The following is a 23,582-nucleotide window of genomic DNA, read 5'->3' as shown; positions in this document are numbered from 1 at the left end:
GCCGATGAAGAGACTTTAGGTGTTGGATGAAAATATGGAAAGTCAATCAATTCAATTTGATTGATATGTTTTTGCTATCGATGTGTGGTTGCCGTGCGAAGCGGGCCAAACCCCCTGATCAGGGGAGAAAGCCACCCTACAATCCGTGGTCGATTTCACATGGAAGAAGTGGGCTCATGACTCAGCGCAGGTCGTTTCCGTTCCGGCAAATCATTGCTTCTTTGATATCGTTTTCGGTTCTGATGGCGCCATTGGCGCATGCACAAAGCCTGGTGAGTGATACGGGCGAGGACGTTCGAACCGGTACCAGAGAAATGGACGAGACCAAGCTGCCAGGCTTTGGCTCCTCGTACCGCGTGCAGGGCAAGGGCGACTCCAGCGTCGGACGGATGGACAACATCCTGAGCGGCCCCCAGCAGATCCGGCAGTATGAAAGCCGCGACTCCACCCGCGGGCTCGACCCGCGCGATGGCAACATGCCAGGACTCAGGACCGGTGAAGCGCGTGTCAAACCCTTGCCACCCAACGAGTTCCAAAAATTCGTGCTGGAAAGCACCGGGCAGTCCCTGCCCTTGTATGGCTCCACATTCTTCACCCAGGCCGCTTCCAGCTACCAGCCATTGGCGAATACCCCTGTGACGCCAGACTACAGCCTGGGGCCTGGCGATGAAATCCTGGTGCGGGGCTGGGGTGCACTGGACGTGGATGTCAAGGCGGTGGTTGACCGCAACGGGCTGATCCACATCCCACGCATCGGTGCGGTTTCTCTTGGGGGGGTCAAAGCATCGCAGGCGGAAGGCGTCATCCGCGCGGCGGTGGGACGTTATTACAAGGACTTCCAACTCAGCGTCACACTGGGCCAGCTCAGAGGCATCACCGTCTACCTGGTGGGGCAGGCGCGCAGTCCTGGGGCCTACACGCTGGCCAGCACATCGACCTTGATTTCGGCGCTCTTTGCCACCGGCGGTCCCGGAGCGAACGGCAGCTTGCGCCGGGTTCAGGTCAAGCGCGCCGACAAAACAGTGTCGCAGCTCGACCTCTATGCCTTCCTGTCCAAGGGGGATAAATCCGCCGATGTCAAACTGGAGGATGGTGACACCATCGTCATCCCCGCCGCCCAAGGCTACGTGGCCCTGACGGGCAAGGTCAATACGCCGGGCGTCTATGAGATGACGGGCGCCAACGATTCCATCGACAGCATCCTGGCCCTCGCCGGTGGGCTGCCTGTCGTGGCCGACCCCAAACGGGCCTACCTGGAACGCGTCGATCCAAGTCGCAAGCCATCCCGAACTGTCGACACCTTCGCGCTGGACAGCGCTGGTTTGAAGCGGCCCCTCAAGAATGGAGACCTATTGACCGTCCAGTCCTTGAGCGCCGAGTTCGGCAATGCCATCACCCTGCGTGGCAACGTGGACCAACCGGTTCGCATGCCCTGGCGGGCGGGCATGACCCTGCGGGATTTGATTCCGAACAAGGCGCTTCTGATGTCCCGCGCCTCGGTGAAACGTCAAAACGAAGTCTTGTTGAGCGAAGACGAGAAGCGTCGGATCGAAAGCGAGATGGATGTTGAACAAAAAGAATTCAACCGCCAGGATAAAAATAAAAAGCCAGTCAAAAACAGCATCAAAGAGAGCCGGGACGACGTTGACACCTTGGCGCAACGCATCGGCAACCTGATCGACGAAGTCAACCTGGACTACGCGGTGATCGAACGTGTGGACCCCGTGGATGTGAGCGTCAAGCTCATCCCCTTCAACCTGGGCAAGGTGCTGAGCGACGCATCCAGCCCCGACAACCTCCAATTGCAATCCGGCGACGTGGTGACCGTCTTTTCGGTCAATGACATGCGGGTGCCCCAGGCCAAGCGCCAGGTCTTCGTCCGCGTCGAAGGGGAAGTACAACGTCCCGGCATTTACCAGATGGCTTCCGGTGAAGGTATGCACCAACTGATCGACAAAGCCGGTGGCCTGACGTCCGATGCCTATTTGTTCGGGGCCGCGTTCTACCGCGAGGAAGTCAAGCGGGCCCAGATCGCCAACCTTGATCAGCTCGTTCGTCGTCTGGAAGCGCAAATGCAGACGCGCCTCAGTGCCTCAGCCGCGAGTGTGTCAGGCTCGGACTCCGCGGGCATCGCCCAGTTGCGCATGGAAGCCGAAACGCGGGCGCAAAAGCAGGCCCTGGATCGCCTGCGTGACCTCAAGCCCAGCGGGAGGGTCATGCTTGGGTTGGCCTCCGACGATCAGCAGGCCGACCGCTTGCCGCCGCTGCGTCTGGAAAGCCAGGACAGGTTGGTCATCCCGCCCCGCCCCGACTTTGTTCATGTGCTGGGGTCCGTGAACACAGAGTCTTCGCTGATCTGGCAAAAAGGCCGTTCGATCCGGAACTACCTGGACCAATCCGGACTCACCAGCGGCGCTGACAAGGACGAGCTGTTCGTGATCCGTGCCGATGGCAGCGTGCTGTCCGGCAGCGGCAAATGGTTTGGCGATGTGACCGGTGAAGCCGTGCTGCCGGGTGACGTGATCGTGTTGCCGGAAAAAACCGACCACGAAAGTGCCTGGAGTGTCTTTACCCGCAACGCCAAGGACATCACGCAGATCATCTACCAATTCAGTCTGGGTGCAGCGGCCATCAAGACGCTGCGCGAATGACGATGGGAGCTGAGTTTTGAATCCAGAAATGACCTCTCCTAACCGCCTGCTGCACGACGACGACGCTAGTCTTTCCCAACCCAAGGAAATCTATTTCGCCGACATTCTTGTCGTCGCGGGCATTCGCAAAAAGTTGTTCTTCCTGAGCTGGGCCCTTGGCGTGCTCGGTTCATTGGCCATTGCTTTCAGCATTCCACGCTATTACGTCTCAACGACGCTGGTCATGCCGCCACAGCAGCAGAACTCGGCGGCCGGGGCCGTGGCCCAGCTGAGTGCGCTTGCCGGGGTGGCCGGCTCCGTGGCGGGCATCAAGACACCGGACGAGATGTACCTGGCCATGTTCAAGTCACGGACCTTGCAAGACACCTTGATCAAGCAATTTGACCTGCAAAAGCGCTACGGTACCGAATTGGTGCTCGAGACCCGCGAAGTCCTGGCCGCCCGCTCGACCATTGCTTCCGACAAGAAGTCGGGACTGATCACGGTATCGGTCGATGACCACGATCCCCAGTTTGCTGCCCATATGGCCAATGCCTATGTGAACGAACTGAAAAAAATCCTGTCGACCCTGGCCGTCACCGAAGCTCAGCAAAGACGGGCTTTCTTTCAACAGCAGGTCGAAAAAACCAAAATGGCCTTGAACGATGCCGAGTTGCGGTTTCGTAAACTGCAGATGAGCCAAGGTATCGTGGCCACCGAGGTGTTGGCGGAGGCGAGTGTCAGAGCCAGCGTGGACCTGCGCCGCAAAATTGCTGAAAAGGAAGTGCAACTCCAGGCCATGGGTGATTTCGTCACAGCGAAACATCCTGAAACCCAGCGCCTGGTGGCCGAACTGAATGCGCTGAGAAGCAAGCTTTCCACCATCGAAGAAGGTGACGAGAAGCAAGCCAACGGCAAAGAGCCGGGGGTTCGGGCAGTCACGGCCTTCCGCGACATGAAAGTGCAAAGCGCGGCCCTGGATGCATTGTTGAAGCAATTGGAGCTCAGTCGGATCGACGAAGCCCGTGAAGGGCCGCTTTTGCAGCAAATCGACCTGGCCATCCCGGCGGAAAAGCCGAGCAAGCCCAAACGGAAATACATCGTCATGGGTGGCGTCGTGCTCTCCTTCCTGATCAGCCTCGTTCTAGTCATGTTGGTGGAGTCCAGCCAACGAGGGCGCAAGGGGTATTGGTCCGACGTCAGACGCGCTTGGCGCTTGATGTGATCAAACGCGCATGGCCCGCCCATCACTGAAGCATGAAACATGGAACTGACTCCTGACTTTGGTCTTGCCATCATTGGCCTGGGCTATGTCGGGCTGCCCCTGGCCGTCGAATTTGGAAAGATTCGACCCGTGGTGGGCTTCGATATCGCCCCCCGCCGGATCGAAGAACTCCAACAGGGGCGTGACCACACGCTTGAAACCAGCCCTGAGGAGTTGAAGGCGGCCACCCAACTCAGGTACACCAGCAATCCCGAAGACATCAGGGGTTGCCGGTGCTTCATCGTGACCGTGCCAACGCCCATTGATGCACACAAGCGGCCTGACCTGTCGCCCTTGCTCAAGGCGTCTGAAACCATTGGCCGGCTGCTGAAACCCGGTGACGTCGTGATTTATGAATCGACGGTGTATCCAGGCGCCACCGAAGAGGACTGTGTTCCCGTGCTCGAGAAGAACTCCGGGCTCAGGTACATCACGGGCTCATCGCGGCAAGTTGGTGAGTCCGCGCAGGACGGGTTTTACTGCGGCTACAGCCCAGAGCGGATCAACCCGGGTGACAAGCAGCATCGCCTCACTTCCATCAAGAAGGTCACCTCGGGTTCGACACCCGAAGTCGCCGACCTGGTGGATGCGCTCTACAACCAGATTATCAAGGCGGGCACCCACAAGGCGCCCTCCATCAAGATCGCCGAAGCGGCGAAGGTCATCGAGAACACCCAGCGCGACTTGAACATCGCGCTGGTCAATGAACTGGCGCTGATCTTCAACCGCATGGGCATCGACACCCAGGCGGTGTTGGAGGCGGCCGGCAGCAAGTGGAATTTTCTGCCGTTTCGTCCTGGCCTGGTTGGAGGACACTGCATTGGCGTCGACCCCTACTACCTGACGCACAAAGCCCAGGCCATTGGATACCACCCGGAAGTGATCCTGGCAGGTCGCCGGCTCAACGACAGCATGGGCGTCTATGTGGTCGCGCAAATGGTGAAGGCCATGACCAAGCGGCGGATTCAGATCGAAGATTCACGGGTCCTCGTCATGGGCCTCACCTTCAAGGAAAACTGTCCGGACCTGCGCAACACCCGAGTCATCGACATCATTGCCGAGCTTCGGGATTACAACTGTATCGTGGACGTGCACGACCCCTGGGTGAGCCAGGAGGAAGCTGGGCTGGAACACGGCATCGTGCCTGTCGATCACCTGGAACCAGGCCTTTACGACGGGATCATCCTGGCCGTGGCCCATGATCAGTTCAAAGCCATGGGCGCCCAAGATATTCGCGCTTTGGGCAAGGACGTCCACGTTCTCTATGACCTCAAATACATCTTGCCAGCGGCCGATTCCGACCTGCGATTGTGATGATTGAATTTTCCCAACTCCAGCAAGACATGGCCGCCGAACCTCGGGTCTGGCTCGTGACGGGCGTTGCCGGCTTCATCGGCAGCAACTTGCTCGAACGGCTTCTTCGCCTGGATCAACGCGTCATCGGCCTCGATAATTTCTCCACGGGGCATCGGCATAACCTAGACGCGGTCCAGAATGCGGTCTCGCCTTCGCAATGGCGCCATTTCGAATTGATCCATGGTGACATCCTGAATCCGGCGCAGTGCCGACAGGCCTGCCAAGCGGTTGACCATGTGTTGCACCAAGCCGCATTGGGAAGCGTGCCCCGCAGCATCCAGGATCCCCTGGCCACGAACAACGCCAACATCACCGGTTTTTTGAACATGATGGTGGCCGCGCGTGATGCCGGCGTCAAAAGCTTCACCTACGCAGCCAGCAGCAGTACTTATGGCGATCACCCGGGTTTGCCGAAAGTCGAAGGCGTCATCGGCAAACCTTTGAGCCCCTACGCCGTCACGAAATACGTGAATGAACTGTATGCCGACGTGTTCTTCCGATGCTATGGATTTTCCTCGATTGGACTCCGGTATTTCAATGTCTTTGGCAAGCGCCAGGACCCCGAGGGCGCCTATGCAGCGGTGATCCCGAAATGGATTTCCTCGCTCATGAATGACGTGCCGGTGTACATCAATGGCGATGGCGAGACGAGTCGCGATTTTTGTTATATAGAAAACGTGATCCAGGTCAATCTGCGGGCGGCCTTGACGACCAAAACCGAAGCGTTGAACCAGGTCTACAACGTGGCTGTGGGTGAGCAAACCTCCCTGAACCAGTTGTATGAATGCCTTCGTTTGAATCTGGTGGACAAGTTCCCTCACTTGGCCCATGCCCGGCCCATCCATCGGGAATTTCGGGCAGGTGACGTCCGACATTCGTTGGCAGATATCTCAAAGGCGCGTGAGTTGCTGGGATATGCGCCGGCATTCACTTTGGACGATGGCGCGAAAATTGTTGCGGCTTGGTATTCCGAGCGTTCAGCCGCCGGTGTCTGATCAAGCGGTGCCGCATCGGCCATGAAGCAAACCATTCAGCTGGGCATGTTGTCCGTGGCCAATTTGGGCTTGGCTTTCCTCGGCCAATGGTATGTCCTCACCCAACTGGGTGCCGGCATTGAAACGGATGCCTTGTTTGCAGGCATGACGGTGCCTCAATTGGTCCTGATGGTCATCAGTGGCTCCTTGATGCATGTGCTCGTTCCGCTCCTGTCCGGCGAAAACGACGCTTCGTTCGCCAAGGACGCCTGGGGCTTTTTCTTCCTCGTGGGCGGGGTGTTCGGGATCTTGGCGCTGACCCTGTATGCGGCTGCACCTTGGTGGGTACCCCTCACGGTGCCGGGATTCGGCCCCGAAGGGCTCGCACTCACCATGGAGTTGACGCGCATTCAGTTGATCGGGATGGTTTTTTCGGCCGTCAATGGCGTCCAGTGGGCCGCGTACCATGCCAAGCAGCAATTTCTGGTGGCTGAAATAATGCCCATGCTCACCAGCCTCTTGGCTTTCCTGGCATTGATCAGCTTGCTCCCGAAATATGGCGTGGCCGCCGCGGCTTGGCTGGGAACGGCGCGCATCACGGTTCAAACTGTTCTGTTGCTGCCTGGCCTGGGCAAACCAGTCTGGCCTGACCTGCGCAGCCCGACTTTGAATGAAGCCTGGAAACGCATCAAACCATTGTTGTGGGGCACCGTTTATTACAAAACCGACCCTTTGCTTGACCGTTTTTTGCTGTCCAATTCGAGCAGTGGTAGTTTGTCGCTGTACCATCTGGCTCAGCAAATCTATTCGGCTGGCAGCCAGATAATCGTCAAGACATTTGCCGCACCTTTGGTGCCGATCCTGAGCAATTTAAACAAGAATGGGCAACTGGCTCAGTTCAGGCAAGCCTATCGGCGCAGAATCATTCAAATTGCCGCAATTGGAATTGTCGTATTGATGATCCTGGCCTTTGCCGGGCAGTTTTTATTACAGGTGCTGGTGGGTTATGGAAATATCTCTGCTTCTGATGTGAGTGCATTGTGGTTCATCATGATTTGTCTGGGTGGAACCTTCCTCGGCGGGGTGTTGGGCCAAATATCATCATCGGCTTTTTACGCCCTGGGCGACACAGCCACCCCCACGCGATTGGGCATGCTGAGTTACACCATCTATGTGCCGATTAAAGTTCTTGTTTTTTACAGCCATGGACTCATGGGGTTGGCATTATCGACCAGCGGGTTTTTAATGGTTAATTTTGTGCTTCAGAGTTTTTTTCTGAAAAACAAACTGGATACTCATCAAAGGTCTGTTCATCCATGATCAATGAAGATTTTTCGCAAAGAAGCAAGATCAAAGACGTTGGAAGATGGTATATAACCCGCTTTGTTCAGGAGGTGGCCAGCCATTTGCCAATTCAATCCATGATTTTGGATGCAGGCGCGGGTGAGGGCGTTTATAAAAGAATGTTCTCTCATTGCCATTACAAGGCCATTGACCTGGCTGTAGGGGACAGTGAATGGGATTATTCTCACCTTGACTATGTGGGCATGTTGCATGACATGCCGATCGAGGATGGCATTTTTGATGCTGTTCTGTGCACCCAAGTTCTTGAGCACCTGGAATGGCCACGCGAAAGCGTTCAGGAAATGCACCGCGTTTTGAAACCCGGGGGCAAGCTGTTCATGACTGTGCCCATGGCCCAGAATGAACATCAAACGCCCTATGATTTTTTCAGATACACCTCGTATGGGTTGACGTCCATTTGCAAAGGGGCGGGGTTTCAGCAGGTGAGCATCAAACCATTTGGCGGCATGTGGGTCAGGTGGGCGTATGAGCTCCCGCGCGGCATGGCCGTATTTCCGCCCTTGAGGCGCAATGGCAAACTGAATTGGTCAGGCGTGCTCTGGTTGCCAGTCAAAGCACTGGCGCTCATGTTCATCAGGGCGCTGCAGGTGTCTTTTCTTTGGCTGGACCGGTTCGATCACGAGAAAAACGATCCCTTGGGATGGTCGTGCGAAGCCACCAAATGATCATGCGGGGTTTGGATTGAAGCAAGTGAATGGATAAAGCCCTGAAGATCACTGTGATGATCCCGACCTACAATCAGGCTCCATTCATTCGAGAGGCCATTGATTCAGCGCTGGGCCAGTCTTACGCCAATATCGAAGTGGTGGTAGGGGATGACGCTTCGACTGATGAAACGCAGCGCATTGTCTCGGACATCCACGACAAACGCCTGAGATATATCCGCAATCCAGTCAATTTGGGGCGTGCCGGCAACTACCGGAATTTGTTGTACGTGCATGCCACGGGTGACCATGTGGTCAACCTGGATGGGGATGATTATTTCACCGACCCATCCTTTCTGTCCGAGGCCGTTAAGCTGATCGTGGCCCGTCCTGGCGTGGTCATGGTGGTGGCCAAGGTGACTGCCGATTATGCGAATGGTGCCCAAATATCAAGCATACCCAAAGCAACCTACACCGATGGCATGACCATTCTTCGGAGAATGCCAAAGCAGGATTACTGCATCATGCACATGGGAGCGGTTTACGCCAGGAAACATGCCCTTGCCATCGATTTTTACCGATCGACCGCCATCAGTTCCGATTGGGAATCCTTGTATCGCTTGGCTTTGAGAGGTGAGGTAGGCTACCTTGACCGCAATATTGGCATCTGGCGCATCCATGGCCATAACGAAACCGGCACCACGGATGAATCAAAAATATTCGAAAATTTGAACATCTGGCCAGCGATTTTCAGTGAAGCCATTCTGCAGGGCATGGGGACATGGAAAGCCCATTTCTGCATGAGCCGATGCATCGCTTTTTTTACGCAGTCTGGCAGTACGCGCGTTTCTCTCAATGGCAACCGTCGTTTGATGCTATTTCTGATCGGCATGGGAACCCGTTACAAGACGGCATTTTTGTTGTTGCTATTGACGCCAGAATATGCGCTTAGAATCGCCCTCAGTTTTCTGGGTTATTACCGTAGAAAGAAGAAGGCGCTTTAACCGATGTGTGGAATCACCGGATTTTTCTCTCTGCGGACCACATCGGAGCAAGCGGAAGCCCGATTGCAGGCCATGCTTTTGGCCATCCAGCACCGCGGGCCGGACGATGGCGGTATCTGGCACGATCAGGACCAAGGCATTGCTTTTGGGCATCGGCGCTTGTCCATCCTGGATCTGTCTCCGACAGGGCATCAGCCCATGCTCAGCCAGTGCAATCGCTACGTCTTGATCTTCAATGGCGAGATCTACAACCACCTTGAGTTGCGTCGCCAATTGGGTGACCAGGTGCATTGGCGAGGCTCTTCTGACACCGAAACCCTGCTGCGCTGCATGTCGGATTGGGGATTGGAAGCGGCTTTGGCTGTCACCGTGGGCATGTTTGCCCTGGCCGTGTGGGACCGGTCTGAAAGAAGCCTCTTCCTCGCGCGCGATCGGATGGGTGAGAAGCCTTTGTACTATGGCTGGCAAAAGAACAGCCTGTTGTTTGGTTCCGAGTTGAAGGCGCTGCGTGCCCATCCCGACTTTGACGGCAAAGTGAACTGGGCCGCTGCCAGTTCATTCTTGCGGCTCAACCATGTCCCCTCGCCCGCGACCATACATGAGGGCGTGCATAAGCTGCCGCCGGGCACGTTTATTCGGCTGCGTCAGGGCGACCTCGCCTCAAGGCATCTGCCTTTACCCATCCCTTATTGGTCCTTGGGCGAGGCCGCTGTCAAGGGGGCGGAGTGTCCTTTCAGCGGCAGCTTTGAGGAGGCGGTCGACGAATTGGCTGCGTTGGTCAAGAACGCTGTGCACCTTCAATCGGTGGCCGATGTTCCTGTTGGTGCATTTCTCTCGGGAGGCATTGATTCCTCTTTGGTCGTGGCCATGATGAAATCCTCTGCAGCTTCAGAGGTCACCACTTTTTCTATTGGCATGCCGGATGCACGTCTGGATGAATCCAGGCATGCCGCGGCGGTGGCCAAGCATTTGGGCACCCGGCACATCGCACACGTGATTCAGGCCAAAGAAGCTTTGGATTTGATTCCCAAGTTGCCGGAGATATGGGACGAACCACTGGGCGACAGTTCTCAAATTCCAACCTGCTTGGTCAGCCGACTGGCCAAGCAACAGGTCAAGGTGGCTTTGTCGGGTGATGGCGGGGATGAGCTTTTCCTGGGTTATCCGCAGTATGTGCTTTACCAAAAAATATGGCGTTCCAGATTTCTGGGTAAATTGCCTTTGCTCCGGGCAGGCGCGGATGGCGGGGCAGCATGGTCGCGCAAATGGCAATTGCTGCTCAATGCTTGGCGCCAACCTGATCCGCAGGCATTGTGCCGTTACTGGATGGACAGGTATCGCCAAGGCGTAATTCCCTTAGCGGATCAGGTTGGCCTGGCAAGCCAGCCTATGCCACTCCTGCCGGACGCGGCTTCTACAGGGGGTTTGTGGGATGCAGCCACTTACTTGCCAGACGATATCCTCGTGAAAGTGGATCGCGCGTCCATGTACACCAGTCTGGAAACCCGCGCGCCCTTGCTTGATCATCGGATTGTCGAATTTGCACAACACCTGCCATTGGCATACAAGTTAAGGCACGGCGGCGTCGGGAAGAATGTACTCCGGAGCGTTCTGTACCGGCATGTGCCACGGCATATCATCGATCGGCCAAAAATGGGATTTTCCATCCCCATCCAGTCATGGTTGAAAAAAGATTTGCGCCCATGGGCAGAGGAGTTGATTGCAGACATACCGCATGACAGTCAGACGTTCAAAAAGCATCAGGTGCTTCAGTTGTGGAATGAAAGTCTGGCGGGCCAAAATCATTCCGAAAAATTGTGGGGCTTGTTGAGTCTTTTGAGTTTTTTGAGATTCAACAAAATTGCCATTGAATGATTGTTTGCAGCTAAAATCAATGTTCTATTTTTCGGATAAAACGCTTGCAAAAGCTTACCGGCAGTTGCTGAGAGAATTTCGGAATATTTCAGGTTCGAAATTGATTGTGACGGCTGCCTTCGGCGGTATCGACGATTTCCTGATTCCTGCGTGGTATATGGAAAATGGATTCCAAGTGGTGGTGATCACCGATCGCTCGGTGGTGATCGAGAATTGCACTGTGATCACAGTCCAAGCACCCGGCGGCGCCTCCGCCAGGTTATTCTCGAAACTTCCAAAGATTCTTCTGCCTCGCTTGGCCAAAAAAGCTGAACTGGCCATATGGGTGGATGCCAATATTTCATTCAATCCTGTTTTTTTTGAAGCCATGGCGGCGGGTAAAATGAGTGATGGATGCCTGACCTATTTCGAGCACTCCGAAATACGTTCTCCATTATTGGAGGGAGTTTATTGCCTTTTGCTGGGAAAAGACAGGGCCGCCTCCATATTCAAGACTTTTTTTGAATACCTCAAACGCGGACAAATGAGCGTATTGGTTGGTGCCAAGATCAATGCTTGTGGAATTCTTTTGTGGCGGCCTAAAATGATAGAGTCCAAGAGCATTGCCAAATTTTGGCTTTGGCTGGTCATGACAGGATCCATTCGCGATCAAATTTCCTTTCCTTTGGCCGTCTGCCTGTCGGGTGGTCATGCCAAGGTGATGTCTTGGGGTATTCCATACAACCACGCTGGTATGGATGCGCCTTTAAAGGTACGGCCCCATGTGCAAGGCAATGGCCCGGTCATGACGGGTTGGCAAAAATACTTGGTTTCCGCTTTTAGTTTGGTCAGGCGTTTCAGAAAACGCCATTTCATCAAGGCGAAATGATGTCATCGGTCATTGATAAAAAAAACATCTTTTCTCAACCACTCCCTGATTCAATGTTTCTGGAGTTGGGGTGCGGTGACCACAAGAAGAACCCTGCCGCCTTGGGCGTGGATCAACTTGATTTTTCATGCGTGGATTTGGTGGGTGATGTCTTCGATGTTCTGGAGAAATTTCCGGATCAATGCATTGATGGCATTTCTTCATTTCACTTTGTGGAGCATGTCGGTGATCTTTCGAAATTGATCCATGCATTTGACCGGGTTTTGAAAAGGGGAGGGATTTTGGAAATCACCGTGCCCCATTTTTCAAACCCGTATTTTTATTCAGACCCAACTCACAAGAACCATTTCGGCTTGTACACGTTTTGCTACTTTACAACCCAGCATCCTTTTTCCAGAACCGTTCCAACCTATGGAATGGACCGCGCTTTGAACATCGTTTCAGTAGACCTCATTTTCAAGTCACCCAAGCCTTTTTACGTCAGGTATGCTTTCAAAAAGAGCTTGGGTTGGATATTCAATTCATCCAACTTCATGCGTGAATTTTGGGAGGAAAATCTTTGCTATATTTTCCCGTGTTATGAATTGACATACAAAATACAGGCTGTATGAGGCATGTTTTTATCCATCTTGCATTGCTTGAATTGACGCCTGGATTGTCATGAACATCTTGATGCTTTCTCGTTATGAAAGACTGGGGGCCAGCAGCCGGTTAAGGTTTTACCAGTATGTCCCCTTTCTTGAAGAAGCTGGTATTCATGTCAATCACGCTCCTTTGTTTTCAAATGCCTATGTTAAGGATTTGCAAAAAGGGCGAAGAAGCTCCTTGGAAATACTTCGCTCATACATTCGACGTGTTGACCATTTGTTGTCAATCCAGCGTTTTGATCTCTTGTGGATAGAGAAAGAACTGCTCCCTTGGTTGCCGGCATGGCTGGAGACTGGAATTTTTCGGGGAACGATACCTTGTGTCCTTGATTACGATGATGCCGTGTTCCACCAGTACGACCAGCACCGGAATCCCTGTGTTCGTCGTGCCTTGGAAAGGAAACACCCATCCCTGATGAAAAACGCTGCATTGGTTGTGGCTGGCAATGATTATCTTGCCGAGTTCGCCACCCGGGCGGGCGCATTGCGTGTCGAGAAGATTCCCACGGTCGTGGATTTGCGCAGGTACCCCCTCATGCCCAAGGGCGCTCATGCCACTAAAATACCGTGCGTGGGATGGATTGGCCAACGAGCCACCGCGCCATTGCTGCTGCCGTTCAAGGAAATGATTCAGGAATTTTCCATCTCAGGTCAGGCTGGTTTCACGGCCATTGGTATTGATGCCGAACTTTGGGATTTGCCCATGACATCCATGGCGTGGAGTGAGCAAACCGAGGTGGAGAGCATCCGTGGTTTTGACATCGGGATCATGCCATTGCACGATGAGCCATTTGAACGCGGGAAATGTGGCTACAAACTGATTCAATACATGGCCTGTGGTTTGCCCGTGGTCGCATCTCCTGTGGGCGTCAACTGTCAGATCGTTCAACACGGGGTGGATGGTTTCCTGGCCGACTCTCAAGATCAATGGAAAACGGCATTGGATACCCTCATCAAAGATCCGCTTCTCCGTGAAAGAATGGGGCAGGCCGGCCGTCGCAAGGTTGAACAGCAATACAGCCTCCAGGTGATGGCCCCGAGGTTGGTTGAATTGCTCTCAGAGTATTCACCCCACAATGGCAGATTTGAATGGCATGGCTCAAGGAGAAATAATTGAAGTTTTTGATTCGATTGAGCGTGCTTGGTCTTCTGCTCATTTCGGGGCTCTTGATGCTGACATCGGTCGATACAGAGTTCGATGCCGCGGATGAATTAATATTCACCGATGTTTTCAAGTTGACCAAGAATCACCGTGGCGCCGATTATCTGGAAGAGTTGGACAACCTTAGAAAGGTGCAGCAACTGGTGATGAGTATTGCACCCGTGGGCGATCCGATTCCTGATTATCTCAGCCGAGAGCCGGCTGATTTGGTCAGGCACCGCTCAGGCTTGTGTTATGACCGGTCTCGCACCTTCGACAAGGTCTACAAATGGATGGGTTTTGAAACGCGCCACATTTATATACTGTACAAAGGTCGGTTTGTCAATTATTTTCCCCAGGCGCTGGCCCCCTTGATGGCCTTCTTTTCTTATGGTCAACCTTCGCATGCCGTGACCGAAGTCAAAACCAGCCGAGGTTGGGTTTTGGTGGACAGCAACAGTGAATGGATCGCCGTGGATAAACTGGGCAATCCGGTGCCTGCCGATGACATATGGAAGTCCAAGCTGAAGTTTTCCACGGTGCCGGCCTACATGCTGGAGCCTTATTGGGCCATTCGCGGCATGTATTCAAGAAGAGGGCATTTGTACCGGCCCTATATCCCATTCCCAGAGTTCAATGTGCCAGATCTGGTGGCTTGGGCGTATGGAGACTGATGTGATGCGCTTTCCAATCAAGATCGTTTGGACCATGTGATGTGTGGCATCGTCGGATTCATCCAACGGGGGACGCCTGATCGGGCTGATGGACTGGCAACGCTCACAGCCATGGCCAATGCCATTGCACACCGGGGGCCCGATGATGCTGGGTATTGGCAGGAGCCGTCGCAAGGCGTTGGACTGGGGCATCGTCGTCTGTCGATCATCGATCTCTCGCCTGCGGGGCACCAACCCATGCAATCGGCCAGTGGCCGATACACGCTGGTGTTCAATGGTGAAATTTACAATCACCCATCGCTGCGCCATCAGCTGGAACACGGGCCTGCCACGGTCTCCCGGGTATGGCGCGGCCATTCCGACACCGAGACCCTGCTCGCGGGTTTCGAGGCCTGGGGCATTCAGGAAACCCTGAACAAATCCGCTGGCATGTTCGCCATGGGCATCTGGGACCACCTGGAAAAACGCTTGCACCTTGCCCGTGACCGCATGGGTGAGAAGCCTCTGTATTACGGCTGGGCCGATGGCCGTTTTCTGTTCGCCTCGGAACTCAAAGCACTGCGTTGCGTGACATCTTCGCTGCAGGTCGACCGGGATGCTTTGGCGGCTTTCTTTCGTTTCGCCTGCGTTCCCGCGCCCCACGCCATTTACAAGGATGTCTACAAGCTAGAACCGGGCTGCATGGTGACGCTGGACATGCGAGCGCTGGATGCCCGCCCGGACGTGGCGCCTGTGGCCGGTCATGTGTCCCTGGGCTTCCAGGTTACGCGCTGGTGGTCCCTTGGCCATTCCGTGGAGGCGGGGTACCGGGCGCCTTTCGAGGATCTCCCGTCGGCCAGCGCCGCGCTCGAACAGGAACTCCGGCGCGTGGTCAGGGAGCAGTCGATGGCGGACGTTCCCCTGGGCGCATTCCTTTCCGGAGGAATCGACTCATCATTGATCGTCGCCCTGATGCAGTCGGAGGCGTCGTCGCCGGTCCGCACTTTCACCATCGGCTTCTCGGAGGCCTCTCACGACGAAGCTCATTTCGCTGGCCAGGTTGCCCGTCATCTGGGGACCGAGCATGAGCATTTGCGGGTCTCTGCTGCCAGCGCGCTGGATGTCATTCCCCATTTGTCGAGGCTCTATGACGAGCCTTTTGCCGACGCCTCGCAGATTCCGACTTTCCTGGTGTGTGATCAGGCCAGGCGTTATCTCAAAGTGGCCCTGTCCGGGGATGGTGGAGATGAACTGTTCGGTGGGTACAACCGCCATCTTTGGAGCCGCGCATTGTGGCAGCGCTTTGGGAGCCTGCCCTGGGTGGTGCGCCGCTCATTGGCCCAGGGAGCGGATCGGTTGGGCACCGAGGTGCTCGGGCGGGTGGTCCAACTGCTGGCCGGAGGCCAAAAGCAGAGCAAGGTGAAATTGATCGCCGACAAGGTCCACAAGTTCACCAACGTCATGGGCCGAGCCCGCGCGCTGGAAGACTTCTATCCTTTGCTCGTGTCCATGCACCCGGATCCCCGCCAACTGGTGGTCAATGGCGAGGAGCCCGATTTGCTTGCCGCACTGTCCGGCAGTGCCCCTGAGTTCAGGACCGAAGAGGACCGCATGATGTTCATGGATGCCATGACCTACCTGCCCAATGACATCCTGGTGAAGGTGGATCGGGCGGCGATGGGGGTGGGTCTGGAAACCCGGGCGCCTTTCCTGGACCACCGCATCGTGGATTTATCATGGCGCATGCCGACTTCCCTGAAAATCCGCGATGGCGCGGGCAAATGGCCATTGAGGCATCTGCTGTACCAATTGGTGCCTCGGGAACTCATCGATCGGCCCAAGCAAGGCTTCAGCGTCCCCGTGGCAGACTGGTTGCAAGGTCCCCTGAAGAGCTGGGCGGAAGCCTTGTTGGACGAATCGCGCATGAGGCGTGAGGGCTTCCTTCATCCTGAACCCATCCGCAAGATGTGGGCGGAGCACCTGGCAGGGCGCCGTAACTGGCACCAGCCGTTGTGGTGCGTGCTCATGTTCCAATCCTGGCTGGAAGGGGCCCTCTGACATGTGGCCATATGGGCTGTTGTTCTTGGTGCCGACTTTGTTCGCATTGCTGGCGGGCAAGGAGGGCGTGTCCAGCACATTGAAACCTCATCGCTGGTCGGTATCCTGGCTTTTCATGTTTCTGATGCTGGCCCTCATGATCGGACTGCGGCAGGAGGTGGGGGCGGACTGGGTCAACTACATCGAGCACATCGAACTGGTTGTGGGGGTCTCGGTCATGGAGGCCATCCTGGTCAAAGGCGATCCAGCGTATGGCCTGCTGAACTGGATCGCCGCACAGACCGGTTGGGGCATCTACTTTGTCAACACCGTCTGCGGCTTGCTTTTTTCCTGGGGGCTCATCGCGTATTGCCGCGCTCAACCTCGTCCATGGTTGGCGATGGTCGTGGCCGTGCCATACCTTGTCATCGTGGTGGCCATGGGCTATTCGCGACAGGGCGTGGCCATCGGCTTGTCCATGATGGGGCTGGCTGCGCTGTCGCGGGGCAGGTTTCGCCTTTTCATCACTTGGATATGCCTGGCCACTTTGTTTCACAAATCGGCGCTGATCCTTTTCCCATTGGTGGTGCTGTCTCGGACCAAGAACCGCGTCGTGACGGCCATCTGGGTGTTGCTGATCTCGGTTGCCATGTTCTTGCTCATGGTGCAGGAGTACGTCGAAAATTTGCAGTACACCTACCTGGAGCAGGAATATGAATCGTCTGGCGCCTTGATCCGCATCGTGATGAATGCCCTGCCGGCCACGGTCTTTCTAGTGCTTCGTCCGTGGTTCGCCCTGGACCGTGCGGCGAATGCATTCTGGACAGGCATGGCGATCAGCGCCATTTTGTTCCTCGGCTTGTTGCAGGTATCGCCCTCCTCCACGGCGGTGGACCGCCTTGCGCTGTACTGGATACCGCTGCAGTTGTTTGTCTGGGCCCGTTTGCCCGATGCGATGGAGCGTTGGCGCGGGCATGGGGCGTGGTGCGCCCACGCGATCATTGTCTACAGTGCTTCGGTGCTGTACCTTTGGCTTTTCCATGCCACCAACAGCTGGACTTGGCTGCCCTACCAGTTTCGCCCCTGGGTTCTGACATGGCAGTGAAGGTGGTCGTGGCGGTCAATTCCGCCTGGAATATCCTGAACTTCAGGGCGGGCCTCATCAAGGCGCTGGTGTCGGCTGGGTATGAAGTGGTGGCCGTCGCGCCAATGGACGCGTCTGCCCAGCATTTGCCCGCGCTGGGTTGTCGTTATGTAGAACTGCCCATGGATTCCCAGGGCCTCAATCCCGTGGTTGATGCGTTGTTGCTGATGCGTTTCGTGCGGCTGCTGAGGGCCGAGCGGCCATGTGTTTATTTGGGCTACACGATCAAGCCCAACATATATGGCTCGCTCGCGGCCCGTTTTCTGGGCGTCCGTGTGATCAACAACATCGCGGGTCTTGGAACAGTCTTTCTTCGGGACAACTGGTTGACGAAGATCGCCCGACTGCTTTACTGGATCGGGTTATCCGGATCCAACAAGGTTTTTTTCCAGAATTCGGAAGACCGGGCAGCATTTTTGGAGCACGGCTTGGTGCCATCTGCCAAAACCGATTTGTTACCTGGCTCGGGCGTGGATCTGAAGCACTTTGCTGTTCACCCTTTGCCTCATGGTGGGCATGAGCGGCGCAGTATCCGATTTCTTCTGGTGGCCAGAATGATCTGGGAAAAAGGGGTCGGCGAGTTCGTCGAGGCCGCGCGCCGCTTGCGCCAGAAATGGCCTGACGCCGAGTTCTGCTTGCTGGGATTTCTGGAAGTGGAGAATCCGTCCGCCATTTCGCGAATACAGATGGATGCCTGGGTCGAGGAGGGGGTTGTTCAATACCTGGGGGCGGTTTCCGATGTGCGCCAGGCCTTGATCGATTCCGACTGCGTGGTGCTGCCCTCCTATTACCCTGAAGGGGTTCCCAGGAGTCTTTTGGAGGCGGCAGCCATGGGGCGTCCCATCATCACGACCGACTCAGCCGGCTGCCGGAATGTGGTCACCGATGGGGTGACTGGCTATCTGACCAAGGTGCGTGATGTTGATGACCTGGTTGAAAAAATGAGCAAGCTGATCGACATCGGTCCTTCGGCCCGCTCAGAAATGGGCCGATGTGGACGGATAAAAATAGAGCAGGCTTTTGACGAACGCATCGTCATTAAAAAATACTTGGAAGCACTTGCCGAGATGGGTTGATGGGCCTCAGATTTTTGTTGAGACCGCGTCCATTTCCGGAAGTGGCAATGCTTCTGCCCTGTTGACGGTGGAGCGGTACACCAAGCTGTAAGTCAGGCCGAACCACAAGACGCCGGTGGCCAGCAGCGAATTGGATGCTTCGGCCAAGCTTGCCGCAATCTGGCAACTGATTACCAAGCCCCAAATCAGCAAACTGGTCAGTGCATGGTTTTTCCAGTTGGCGCGAAATGCCGTGTCCTGTTTGGCACGCAATCTGTTCATCAGAACATGGTGAAGGTGCACTTGATCAGCAGAGCCGCTAGAGGCACGCCGCACAAAACGGCGGCGGTACATCGAGAAAATGGTTTCCCACACGGGATAAATGCATACCAACAAAACGGCCCAGGTGGAAACACGCGGGTTGCGCGCCAGCAGTAACACCGCCGATTCCGCCAACCAGAAACCAGCCAGATAGGCGCCGCCGTCTCCCAGGAATATGCGGCCTCCCGGGTAATTGAGAACCATGAACCCGGCCAAAGCAGCTATGCCAATCAGGCAGATTTCGAACACCAGGATGTCTTGATGAAACCATGCCATGGATGCCAGGCCAGAGAGCATGAGGATGACACTGCCGGCTGCCAGGCCATTGATGCCATCGATGATATTGACAGCATTGGTCAGCCCCCCCACCGCAAAACAAGTGAACAGCACGGACACCAAGGTGAAGGCGATCAGATGGTCCAATCCGGGCGTGTCTAGTCTGGTCAACGCCGCATCGAGTACCCAGATGGCCAAGGCGGCGGACGCGAAAGAGGCATACAAGCGGGTTGTGACGCCCATTTTTTTGGTCAAATCTTCGATCAGGCCGGCCAGGAAAGCGGGAAGGCTGCAAAGCAGCAATGCCATGATCTGGAGGGCCAGAGGCTCCTCGATCCATGCGGCTCCCAGGCCACCGACCAGCAATGCCATGAACACGGCGATGCCGCCAATGCGGGGAACAGGTTGGCGGTGTATTTTTTGCACACCGTGGAGGTCGTGGTCAAGCGTGAGCTTGCCATGCCAACGTTGAGTCAAAACCAGAAAGGCGCAAATCGCCAAGGAAGTGACAAAAACCGCCAGCAGTATCAATAAGCCCGGATGCCCCATTTATTGCCTTTGTAGGTCGCCCCATGCGGTGTGGGGGAGATTGATTCTAGATCAAGGCCTGTTCAATCTTCCAGCAAGTCGTCATTGGTGGGTTTGACCTCCACCCTGAACTGCTCACTCGCCCACGCCCCTAGATCAATCGCCTTGCACCCCTTGCTGCAAAACGGACGATATGGATTGTCTGTGCGATAGGGCACCATCTCACTGCATGATGGGCAACGCACCATGACCTGTTTGATCGCACCGGATTGGCTTTCACTCATCTCTTGAACGCTCATGCGCAAAGGGTCAATTCAAAACCAGTGTCTATGTCGGAAGCGAGTTTCAGCTTACCGTCAATGTCCTGCCGCATCAAGCGAATGGCCACCATGAGCCTGTTGCCACTGATTTCGGGCACCAGCCCCAGAGCAGGGTCGATCCGCAGCCTGAGCAGCAGAAAGGGCTTGTTCTCTTTCAAGCTCTGCTGGTACACCCCCGCAGGCGCCGCGACCATGTGCGGATGGCCCGTGTCTCTCAGCAGGCTGAGCATCAGCTTCAGCGCCTCGGCTAACGGTGTCAGCGTGGCCACCCACTGCTGCAGGTCGGCCTGACGTTGCTCGGCCGGTCGATGCTGCCAAGCGAAATAAGAGGGCAGGTCAAATTCGCAGGTGCCCCCGGGGATGCTGATGCGGCTGCGGATGCTCATCAGCCAATCATTGCTGGCCAGGGTCTGCCCTGCCTTGCCAGGCACCTGTTGCAAGGTGTGGTGGGTTTGCTCGATGCGGCCCAGCACTTGGTCCAGCACCGCCTCCTGAATGGCGGGGTTGCCGCGCCAAGCCATGAACTGCGATTTGAAGCGGTCAAGCTCCTTGAGCAGGTCTGCCTTGAGGTCGGCCCGCGAAGCCACGTCCATGATCTCAAAAATCGTGGACAAGGCGTAGTGGTGGTCGGTCGGGTGCTCGCGCCACATCAGCAGGATCAGGCGGTTGAACAGATGTTCAAGCCGCAACATGGTGCGGATGCTTTCGTTGAAGGGGTATTCGTACAGGATCAACGCGCCACCTGAGCTAAGTTGGGACACCAGCGTCACGCGTGATTGTTCCACAGGCGCCAGACCTTCGTGACCTCTTGCTTTAATTCATCCAGGCTCAAGCCCTCGTTGACGATGACATCATCGGCCACGGCCAGGCGCATCGCACGTGTGGCCTGCTTCGCGATGACCTGTTCAACGGCCTCGCGCGGCCAGCCGGACCTGGCCATGACGCGGTCGATCTGGGTTTCAATGGGGCAATCCACCACCAGCACGCGGTCGACTTTTTCCTTCCAGCGTGTGCCTGATTCGGCCAGCAGCGGCACGTCGTAAACGATGATCTGCCCAGACTGGGCGGTGTCCGCGTGCAGGTCGGCGTGCTGACCAATCAAGGGATGCAGGATGCCCTCCAGCCGGATCAGGGCGCCAGGGTCTGCGAATGCCAGCTCGCGCATGCGGGTGCGGTCCATGGCGCCTTGTGCATCGACAAAATCGGCGCCGAACTGCGTTTGAATGTGCGCGATGGCACCACCACCAGGCGCGGTCAGCGCGCGGGAAATGGCGTCCAGGTCGACCAGGTGGGCGCCCAGTTCGACCAGCATGGCCGCGACGGTGGACTTGCCGCTGCCGATGCCGCCGGTCAGGCCGATTTTCTTGACTACGCCCAGCCCAGCCATCCCAGCACCCGTTGCGATCCGGCCAGCATGACGACCAGGCCCGCGCCGCCGAGGAAAGGGCCGTAAGGCACGTAGTGCCCTTCGCGCAAGGTGCTGGACAGCTTCATGCCGATGCCGACCATGGCGCCGATGATTGAGGACGCCAGCACCACGGGCAAGACCATTTGCCAGCCCAACCATGCGCCCAGGGCGGCCAGCAATTTGAAGTCGCCATAGCCCATGCCTTCCTTGCCGGTGGTGAGCTTGAACAGCCAGTACACCGACCAAAGGGACAGGTAGCCCGCCACGGCGCCCCAGACGGCAGTGGACAGCGGCAAAGTCCAGCCCAGTGCCGACGCGATCAGGCCTGCCCACAACAAAGGCAGGGTCAGGTCATCGGGCAGCAGGGTTGTGTCCCAGTCGATGGCGGAGGCCGCGACCAGCACCGCCACGAAGCCGCACCACAGCAGGGTCGTCGGTTGCGCGCCGAAGCGCCAGCCGCAGGCCGCGAAGAGTGCCGCGGTCAGCAACTCGATCAGTGGGTAGCGAACGGAGATGCGGGCGCTGCAGTTCGAGCATTTGCCCCGCAGGGCCAGCCAACTGAGGAGGGGAATGTTCTCGTGCCAGCGAATGGTGTGGCCGCAGGATGGGCAACGCGACGCTGGTTTGGACAGGGTCAGTGGCGCCGTCTCTTCCTGGGGCGGCAAGTCCAGCATGGCGGCACTGTCGGCTCGCCATTGGCGTTCCAGCATCAAAGGCATGCGGTAGATGACCACGTTCAGGAAGCTGCCCACGCACAGGCCCAGCACGGCCAATCCCCACGGCGTCGTGAGGATGGCCAACAGTTCATGAAACTGCATGGTCCGTCAGACCACCTGGCCGAGTTTGAAGATGGGCAGGTACATGGACACCACGATGCCGCCGATGATGCCGCCCAGGATCACGATGATGAAAGGTTCCATCAGGCTGGACAGCGCCTTCACGGCCTCGTCGACTTCCTCTTCGTAGAAATCGGCGGCCTTGCCCAGCATGTGGTCGAGTGAGCCGGATTCTTCCCCGATGGACGCCATTTGCAGCACCATGACGGGGAACAGGTTGGCGGTTTGCATGGCCGTGGTCAGGCTGGTGCCAGTGGAGACATCGCGTTGGATCTGCTCGGTGGCTTCGGCGAACACTGCGTTGCCCGCGGCGCCTCCCACCGAATCCAGTGCTTCCACCAGCGGCACGCCAGCGGCGAACATGGTGGACAGGGTGCGGGTCCAGCGAGCGACTGCGGATTTGAACATCAGGTCGCCAAAGACGGGCATTTTCAACAGCAGCCGGTCCATCTTCTTCTGCATTTTCTCGGACCGTTTCCAGCTTTCGAGGAAGAAGTAGACGCCTCCACCGATGGCGCCAAAGATGGCCCACCAATATTTGACAAATATCTCGGACATGGCCATCACGAAAAGCGTGGGCGCGGGCAATTCGGCGCCAAACGAGGTGAACACCTCTTTGAAAGCCGGGATCACGAAGATCATGATCACGGCCACCACCACGAAGGCCACCACCAACACGGCAATGGGATAGGTCAGGGCCGATTTGATCTTCTGCTTGATCGCGATGGTTTTTTCCTGGTACGTGGCCAGGCGTTCCAGCAGTGTTTCCAAAATACCGGCGGCCTCGCCGGCTTCCACCAGATTGCAATACAGCGCGTCGAAGTACAGCGGGTGCTTTCGGAACGAGGCCGACAGGCTGGTACCGGTCTCCACGTCCTGGCGGATGTCATTGAGCAGTTTGGTGACGCGGGGGTTGGTGCTGCCCCGGCCGACGATGTCAAAGGACTGCAGCAGGGGCACACCGGCGCGCATCATGGTGGCCAGTTGGCGCGTGAAGATCGCGATGTCCTTGGGCTTGACGGAGCCGCCACCTTTGGTTCGGCGCTTCTTGACTTTTTGCACCAGGATGCCCTGGCGGCGCAAGGTGGCACTGACCACGGCTTCACCGGCCGACCGCATTTCACCCCGCACCACCTTGCCATTGCGGTCTTTGCCTTCCCATTCGAAGACAAATTCTTGTGCTTTAGAGGCGGTTGCCGTGGCCATGTGGGGAACTCCGAAGGCGCGTTCGCCGCG

The 23,582-nt window shown here is 56.4% G+C and carries 21 protein-coding genes; 15 read left to right on the top strand and 6 right to left on the bottom strand.

What is annotated here, in order from left to right; all coding sequences use genetic code 11:
* The first annotated feature begins 26 nt into the window (after positions 1-26).
* The 15 genes from ACREB4_RS03160 to ACREB4_RS03090 all read left to right on the top strand — a co-directional run bounded on the left by ACREB4_RS03160 (position 27) and on the right by ACREB4_RS03090 (position 18,678).
* Positions 27-2,651, top strand: a complete 2,625-nt coding sequence (locus tag ACREB4_RS03160; protein WP_431586738.1) for an SLBB domain-containing protein — start codon at positions 27-29, stop codon at positions 2,649-2,651.
* Between the two features lie 28 nt (positions 2,652-2,679).
* Positions 2,680-3,855 carry a hypothetical protein gene (locus ACREB4_RS03155; protein WP_431586737.1) on the top strand — a complete coding sequence of 392 codons (1,176 nt, stop codon included), beginning with the start codon at positions 2,680-2,682 and terminating at the stop codon, positions 3,853-3,855.
* 39 nt (positions 3,856-3,894) lie between these two features.
* Complete coding sequence (tviB, locus tag ACREB4_RS03150; protein WP_431586736.1) at positions 3,895-5,208, top strand: Vi polysaccharide biosynthesis UDP-N-acetylglucosamine C-6 dehydrogenase TviB; 1,314 nt, start codon at positions 3,895-3,897, stop codon at positions 5,206-5,208.
* The gene (locus tag ACREB4_RS03145; protein ID WP_431586735.1) at positions 5,208-6,245 is read left to right on the top strand and encodes an NAD-dependent epimerase/dehydratase family protein; all 1,038 of its coding nucleotides are present in this window, start codon (positions 5,208-5,210) and stop codon (positions 6,243-6,245) included. The genes tviB and ACREB4_RS03145 overlap by 1 nt, the downstream gene beginning before the upstream one ends.
* Positions 6,246-6,266: 21 nt before the next feature.
* A complete protein-coding gene (gene murJ, locus ACREB4_RS03140; protein WP_431586734.1) occupies positions 6,267-7,544 on the top strand; it encodes a murein biosynthesis integral membrane protein MurJ in 1,278 nt (425 codons plus the stop codon).
* On the top strand, positions 7,541-8,254 hold the full coding sequence (locus tag ACREB4_RS03135) for a class I SAM-dependent methyltransferase (RefSeq protein WP_431586733.1): 714 nt from the start codon (positions 7,541-7,543) through the stop codon (positions 8,252-8,254). Before murJ ends, ACREB4_RS03135 begins: the two co-directional genes overlap by 4 nt.
* A gap of 29 nt (positions 8,255-8,283) precedes the next feature.
* A complete protein-coding gene (locus ACREB4_RS03130; protein WP_431586732.1) occupies positions 8,284-9,237 on the top strand; it encodes a glycosyltransferase family 2 protein in 954 nt (317 codons plus the stop codon).
* 3 nt (positions 9,238-9,240) lie between these two features.
* On the top strand, positions 9,241-11,112 hold the full coding sequence (gene asnB, locus ACREB4_RS03125; protein ID WP_431586731.1) for an asparagine synthase (glutamine-hydrolyzing): 1,872 nt from the start codon (positions 9,241-9,243) through the stop codon (positions 11,110-11,112).
* A 19-nt stretch (positions 11,113-11,131) separates the two neighbouring features.
* Complete coding sequence (locus ACREB4_RS03120) at positions 11,132-11,980, top strand: hypothetical protein (RefSeq protein ID WP_431586730.1); 849 nt, start codon at positions 11,132-11,134, stop codon at positions 11,978-11,980.
* Complete coding sequence (locus ACREB4_RS03115; RefSeq protein ID WP_431586729.1) at positions 11,977-12,591, top strand: methyltransferase domain-containing protein; 615 nt, start codon at positions 11,977-11,979, stop codon at positions 12,589-12,591. The genes ACREB4_RS03120 and ACREB4_RS03115 overlap by 4 nt, the downstream gene beginning before the upstream one ends.
* 49 nt (positions 12,592-12,640) lie before the next feature.
* Positions 12,641-13,744: a glycosyltransferase family 4 protein gene (locus tag ACREB4_RS03110; RefSeq protein ID WP_431586728.1), complete on the top strand. Its 1,104-nt coding sequence runs from the start codon at positions 12,641-12,643 to the stop codon at positions 13,742-13,744.
* Positions 13,741-14,442: a transglutaminase domain-containing protein gene (locus ACREB4_RS03105; RefSeq protein ID WP_431586727.1), complete on the top strand. Its 702-nt coding sequence runs from the start codon at positions 13,741-13,743 to the stop codon at positions 14,440-14,442. The genes ACREB4_RS03110 and ACREB4_RS03105 overlap by 4 nt, the downstream gene beginning before the upstream one ends.
* Before the next feature lie 39 nt (positions 14,443-14,481).
* Positions 14,482-16,479 carry an asparagine synthase (glutamine-hydrolyzing) gene (asnB, locus tag ACREB4_RS03100; protein WP_431586726.1) on the top strand — a complete coding sequence of 666 codons (1,998 nt, stop codon included), beginning with the start codon at positions 14,482-14,484 and terminating at the stop codon, positions 16,477-16,479.
* A gap of 115 nt (positions 16,480-16,594) precedes the next feature.
* A complete protein-coding gene (locus ACREB4_RS03095; protein WP_431586725.1) occupies positions 16,595-17,563 on the top strand; it encodes an EpsG family protein in 969 nt (322 codons plus the stop codon).
* Positions 17,554-18,678 carry a glycosyltransferase family 4 protein gene (locus ACREB4_RS03090; RefSeq protein ID WP_431586724.1) on the top strand — a complete coding sequence of 375 codons (1,125 nt, stop codon included), beginning with the start codon at positions 17,554-17,556 and terminating at the stop codon, positions 18,676-18,678. The genes ACREB4_RS03095 and ACREB4_RS03090 overlap by 10 nt, the downstream gene beginning before the upstream one ends.
* A 6-nt stretch (positions 18,679-18,684) precedes the next feature.
* Here ACREB4_RS03090 and ACREB4_RS03085 read toward each other — a convergent pair whose 3' ends face one another.
* From ACREB4_RS03085 to ACREB4_RS03060, 6 genes are all read right to left on the bottom strand, one after another.
* Complete coding sequence (locus ACREB4_RS03085; protein WP_431586723.1) at positions 18,685-19,803, bottom strand: MraY family glycosyltransferase; 1,119 nt, start codon at positions 19,801-19,803, stop codon at positions 18,685-18,687.
* 62 nt (positions 19,804-19,865) lie between these two features.
* Entirely contained in the window at positions 19,866-20,081 is a 216-nt protein-coding gene (locus ACREB4_RS03080) for a DNA gyrase inhibitor YacG (protein ID WP_431586722.1), read from the bottom strand.
* A complete protein-coding gene (zapD, locus tag ACREB4_RS03075; protein ID WP_431586835.1) occupies positions 20,078-20,836 on the bottom strand; it encodes a cell division protein ZapD in 759 nt (252 codons plus the stop codon). The genes ACREB4_RS03080 and zapD overlap by 4 nt, the downstream gene beginning before the upstream one ends.
* A 32-nt stretch (positions 20,837-20,868) precedes the next feature.
* The gene (gene coaE / locus ACREB4_RS03070) at positions 20,869-21,489 is read right to left on the bottom strand and encodes a dephospho-CoA kinase (protein WP_431586721.1); all 621 of its coding nucleotides are present in this window, start codon (positions 21,487-21,489) and stop codon (positions 20,869-20,871) included.
* Entirely contained in the window at positions 21,471-22,328 is an 858-nt protein-coding gene (locus ACREB4_RS03065) for a prepilin peptidase (RefSeq protein ID WP_431586720.1), read from the bottom strand. Before ACREB4_RS03065 ends, coaE begins: the two co-directional genes overlap by 19 nt.
* A 6-nt stretch (positions 22,329-22,334) precedes the next feature.
* Entirely contained in the window at positions 22,335-23,552 is a 1,218-nt protein-coding gene (locus tag ACREB4_RS03060) for a type II secretion system F family protein (RefSeq protein WP_431586719.1), read from the bottom strand.
* Positions 23,553-23,582 lie beyond the last annotated feature (30 nt).

This window comes from Aquabacterium sp. (genome assembly GCF_050725395.1).
Classification (GTDB): domain Bacteria; phylum Pseudomonadota; class Gammaproteobacteria; order Burkholderiales; family Burkholderiaceae_C; genus Aquabacterium.
The sequence above is the reverse complement of the archived record's forward strand: the minus strand, read 5'-3'. Positions and strand labels throughout refer to the sequence as shown.

Bases quoted from the DNA above. Each gene is read 5' to 3' on its own strand.
- ACREB4_RS03160 (WP_431586738.1), top strand. From the start codon at position 27: ATGAAAATATGGAAAGTCAATCAATTCAATTTGATTGATATGTTTTTG.
- ACREB4_RS03155 (WP_431586737.1), top strand. From the start codon at position 2,680: ATGACCTCTCCTAACCGCCTGCTGCACGACGACGACGCTAGTCTTTCC.
- tviB (WP_431586736.1), top strand. From the start codon at position 3,895: ATGGAACTGACTCCTGACTTTGGTCTTGCCATCATTGGCCTGGGCTAT.
- ACREB4_RS03145 (WP_431586735.1), top strand. From the start codon at position 5,208: ATGATTGAATTTTCCCAACTCCAGCAAGACATGGCCGCCGAACCTCGG.
- murJ (WP_431586734.1), top strand. From the start codon at position 6,267: ATGAAGCAAACCATTCAGCTGGGCATGTTGTCCGTGGCCAATTTGGGC.
- ACREB4_RS03135 (WP_431586733.1), top strand. From the start codon at position 7,541: ATGATCAATGAAGATTTTTCGCAAAGAAGCAAGATCAAAGACGTTGGA.
- ACREB4_RS03130 (WP_431586732.1), top strand. From the start codon at position 8,284: ATGGATAAAGCCCTGAAGATCACTGTGATGATCCCGACCTACAATCAG.
- asnB (WP_431586731.1), top strand. From the start codon at position 9,241: ATGTGTGGAATCACCGGATTTTTCTCTCTGCGGACCACATCGGAGCAA.
- ACREB4_RS03120 (WP_431586730.1), top strand. From the start codon at position 11,132: ATGTTCTATTTTTCGGATAAAACGCTTGCAAAAGCTTACCGGCAGTTG.
- ACREB4_RS03115 (WP_431586729.1), top strand. From the start codon at position 11,977: ATGATGTCATCGGTCATTGATAAAAAAAACATCTTTTCTCAACCACTC.
- ACREB4_RS03110 (WP_431586728.1), top strand. From the start codon at position 12,641: ATGAACATCTTGATGCTTTCTCGTTATGAAAGACTGGGGGCCAGCAGC.
- asnB (WP_431586726.1), top strand. From the start codon at position 14,482: ATGTGTGGCATCGTCGGATTCATCCAACGGGGGACGCCTGATCGGGCT.
- ACREB4_RS03095 (WP_431586725.1), top strand. From the start codon at position 16,595: ATGTTTCTGATGCTGGCCCTCATGATCGGACTGCGGCAGGAGGTGGGG.
- ACREB4_RS03090 (WP_431586724.1), top strand. From the start codon at position 17,554: ATGGCAGTGAAGGTGGTCGTGGCGGTCAATTCCGCCTGGAATATCCTG.
- ACREB4_RS03085 (WP_431586723.1), bottom strand. From the start codon at position 19,803: ATGGGGCATCCGGGCTTATTGATACTGCTGGCGGTTTTTGTCACTTCC.
- ACREB4_RS03080 (WP_431586722.1), bottom strand. From the start codon at position 20,081: ATGAGCGTTCAAGAGATGAGTGAAAGCCAATCCGGTGCGATCAAACAG.
- coaE (WP_431586721.1), bottom strand. From the start codon at position 21,489: ATGGCTGGGCTGGGCGTAGTCAAGAAAATCGGCCTGACCGGCGGCATC.
- ACREB4_RS03065 (WP_431586720.1), bottom strand. From the start codon at position 22,328: ATGCAGTTTCATGAACTGTTGGCCATCCTCACGACGCCGTGGGGATTG.
- ACREB4_RS03060 (WP_431586719.1), bottom strand. From the start codon at position 23,552: ATGGCCACGGCAACCGCCTCTAAAGCACAAGAATTTGTCTTCGAATGG.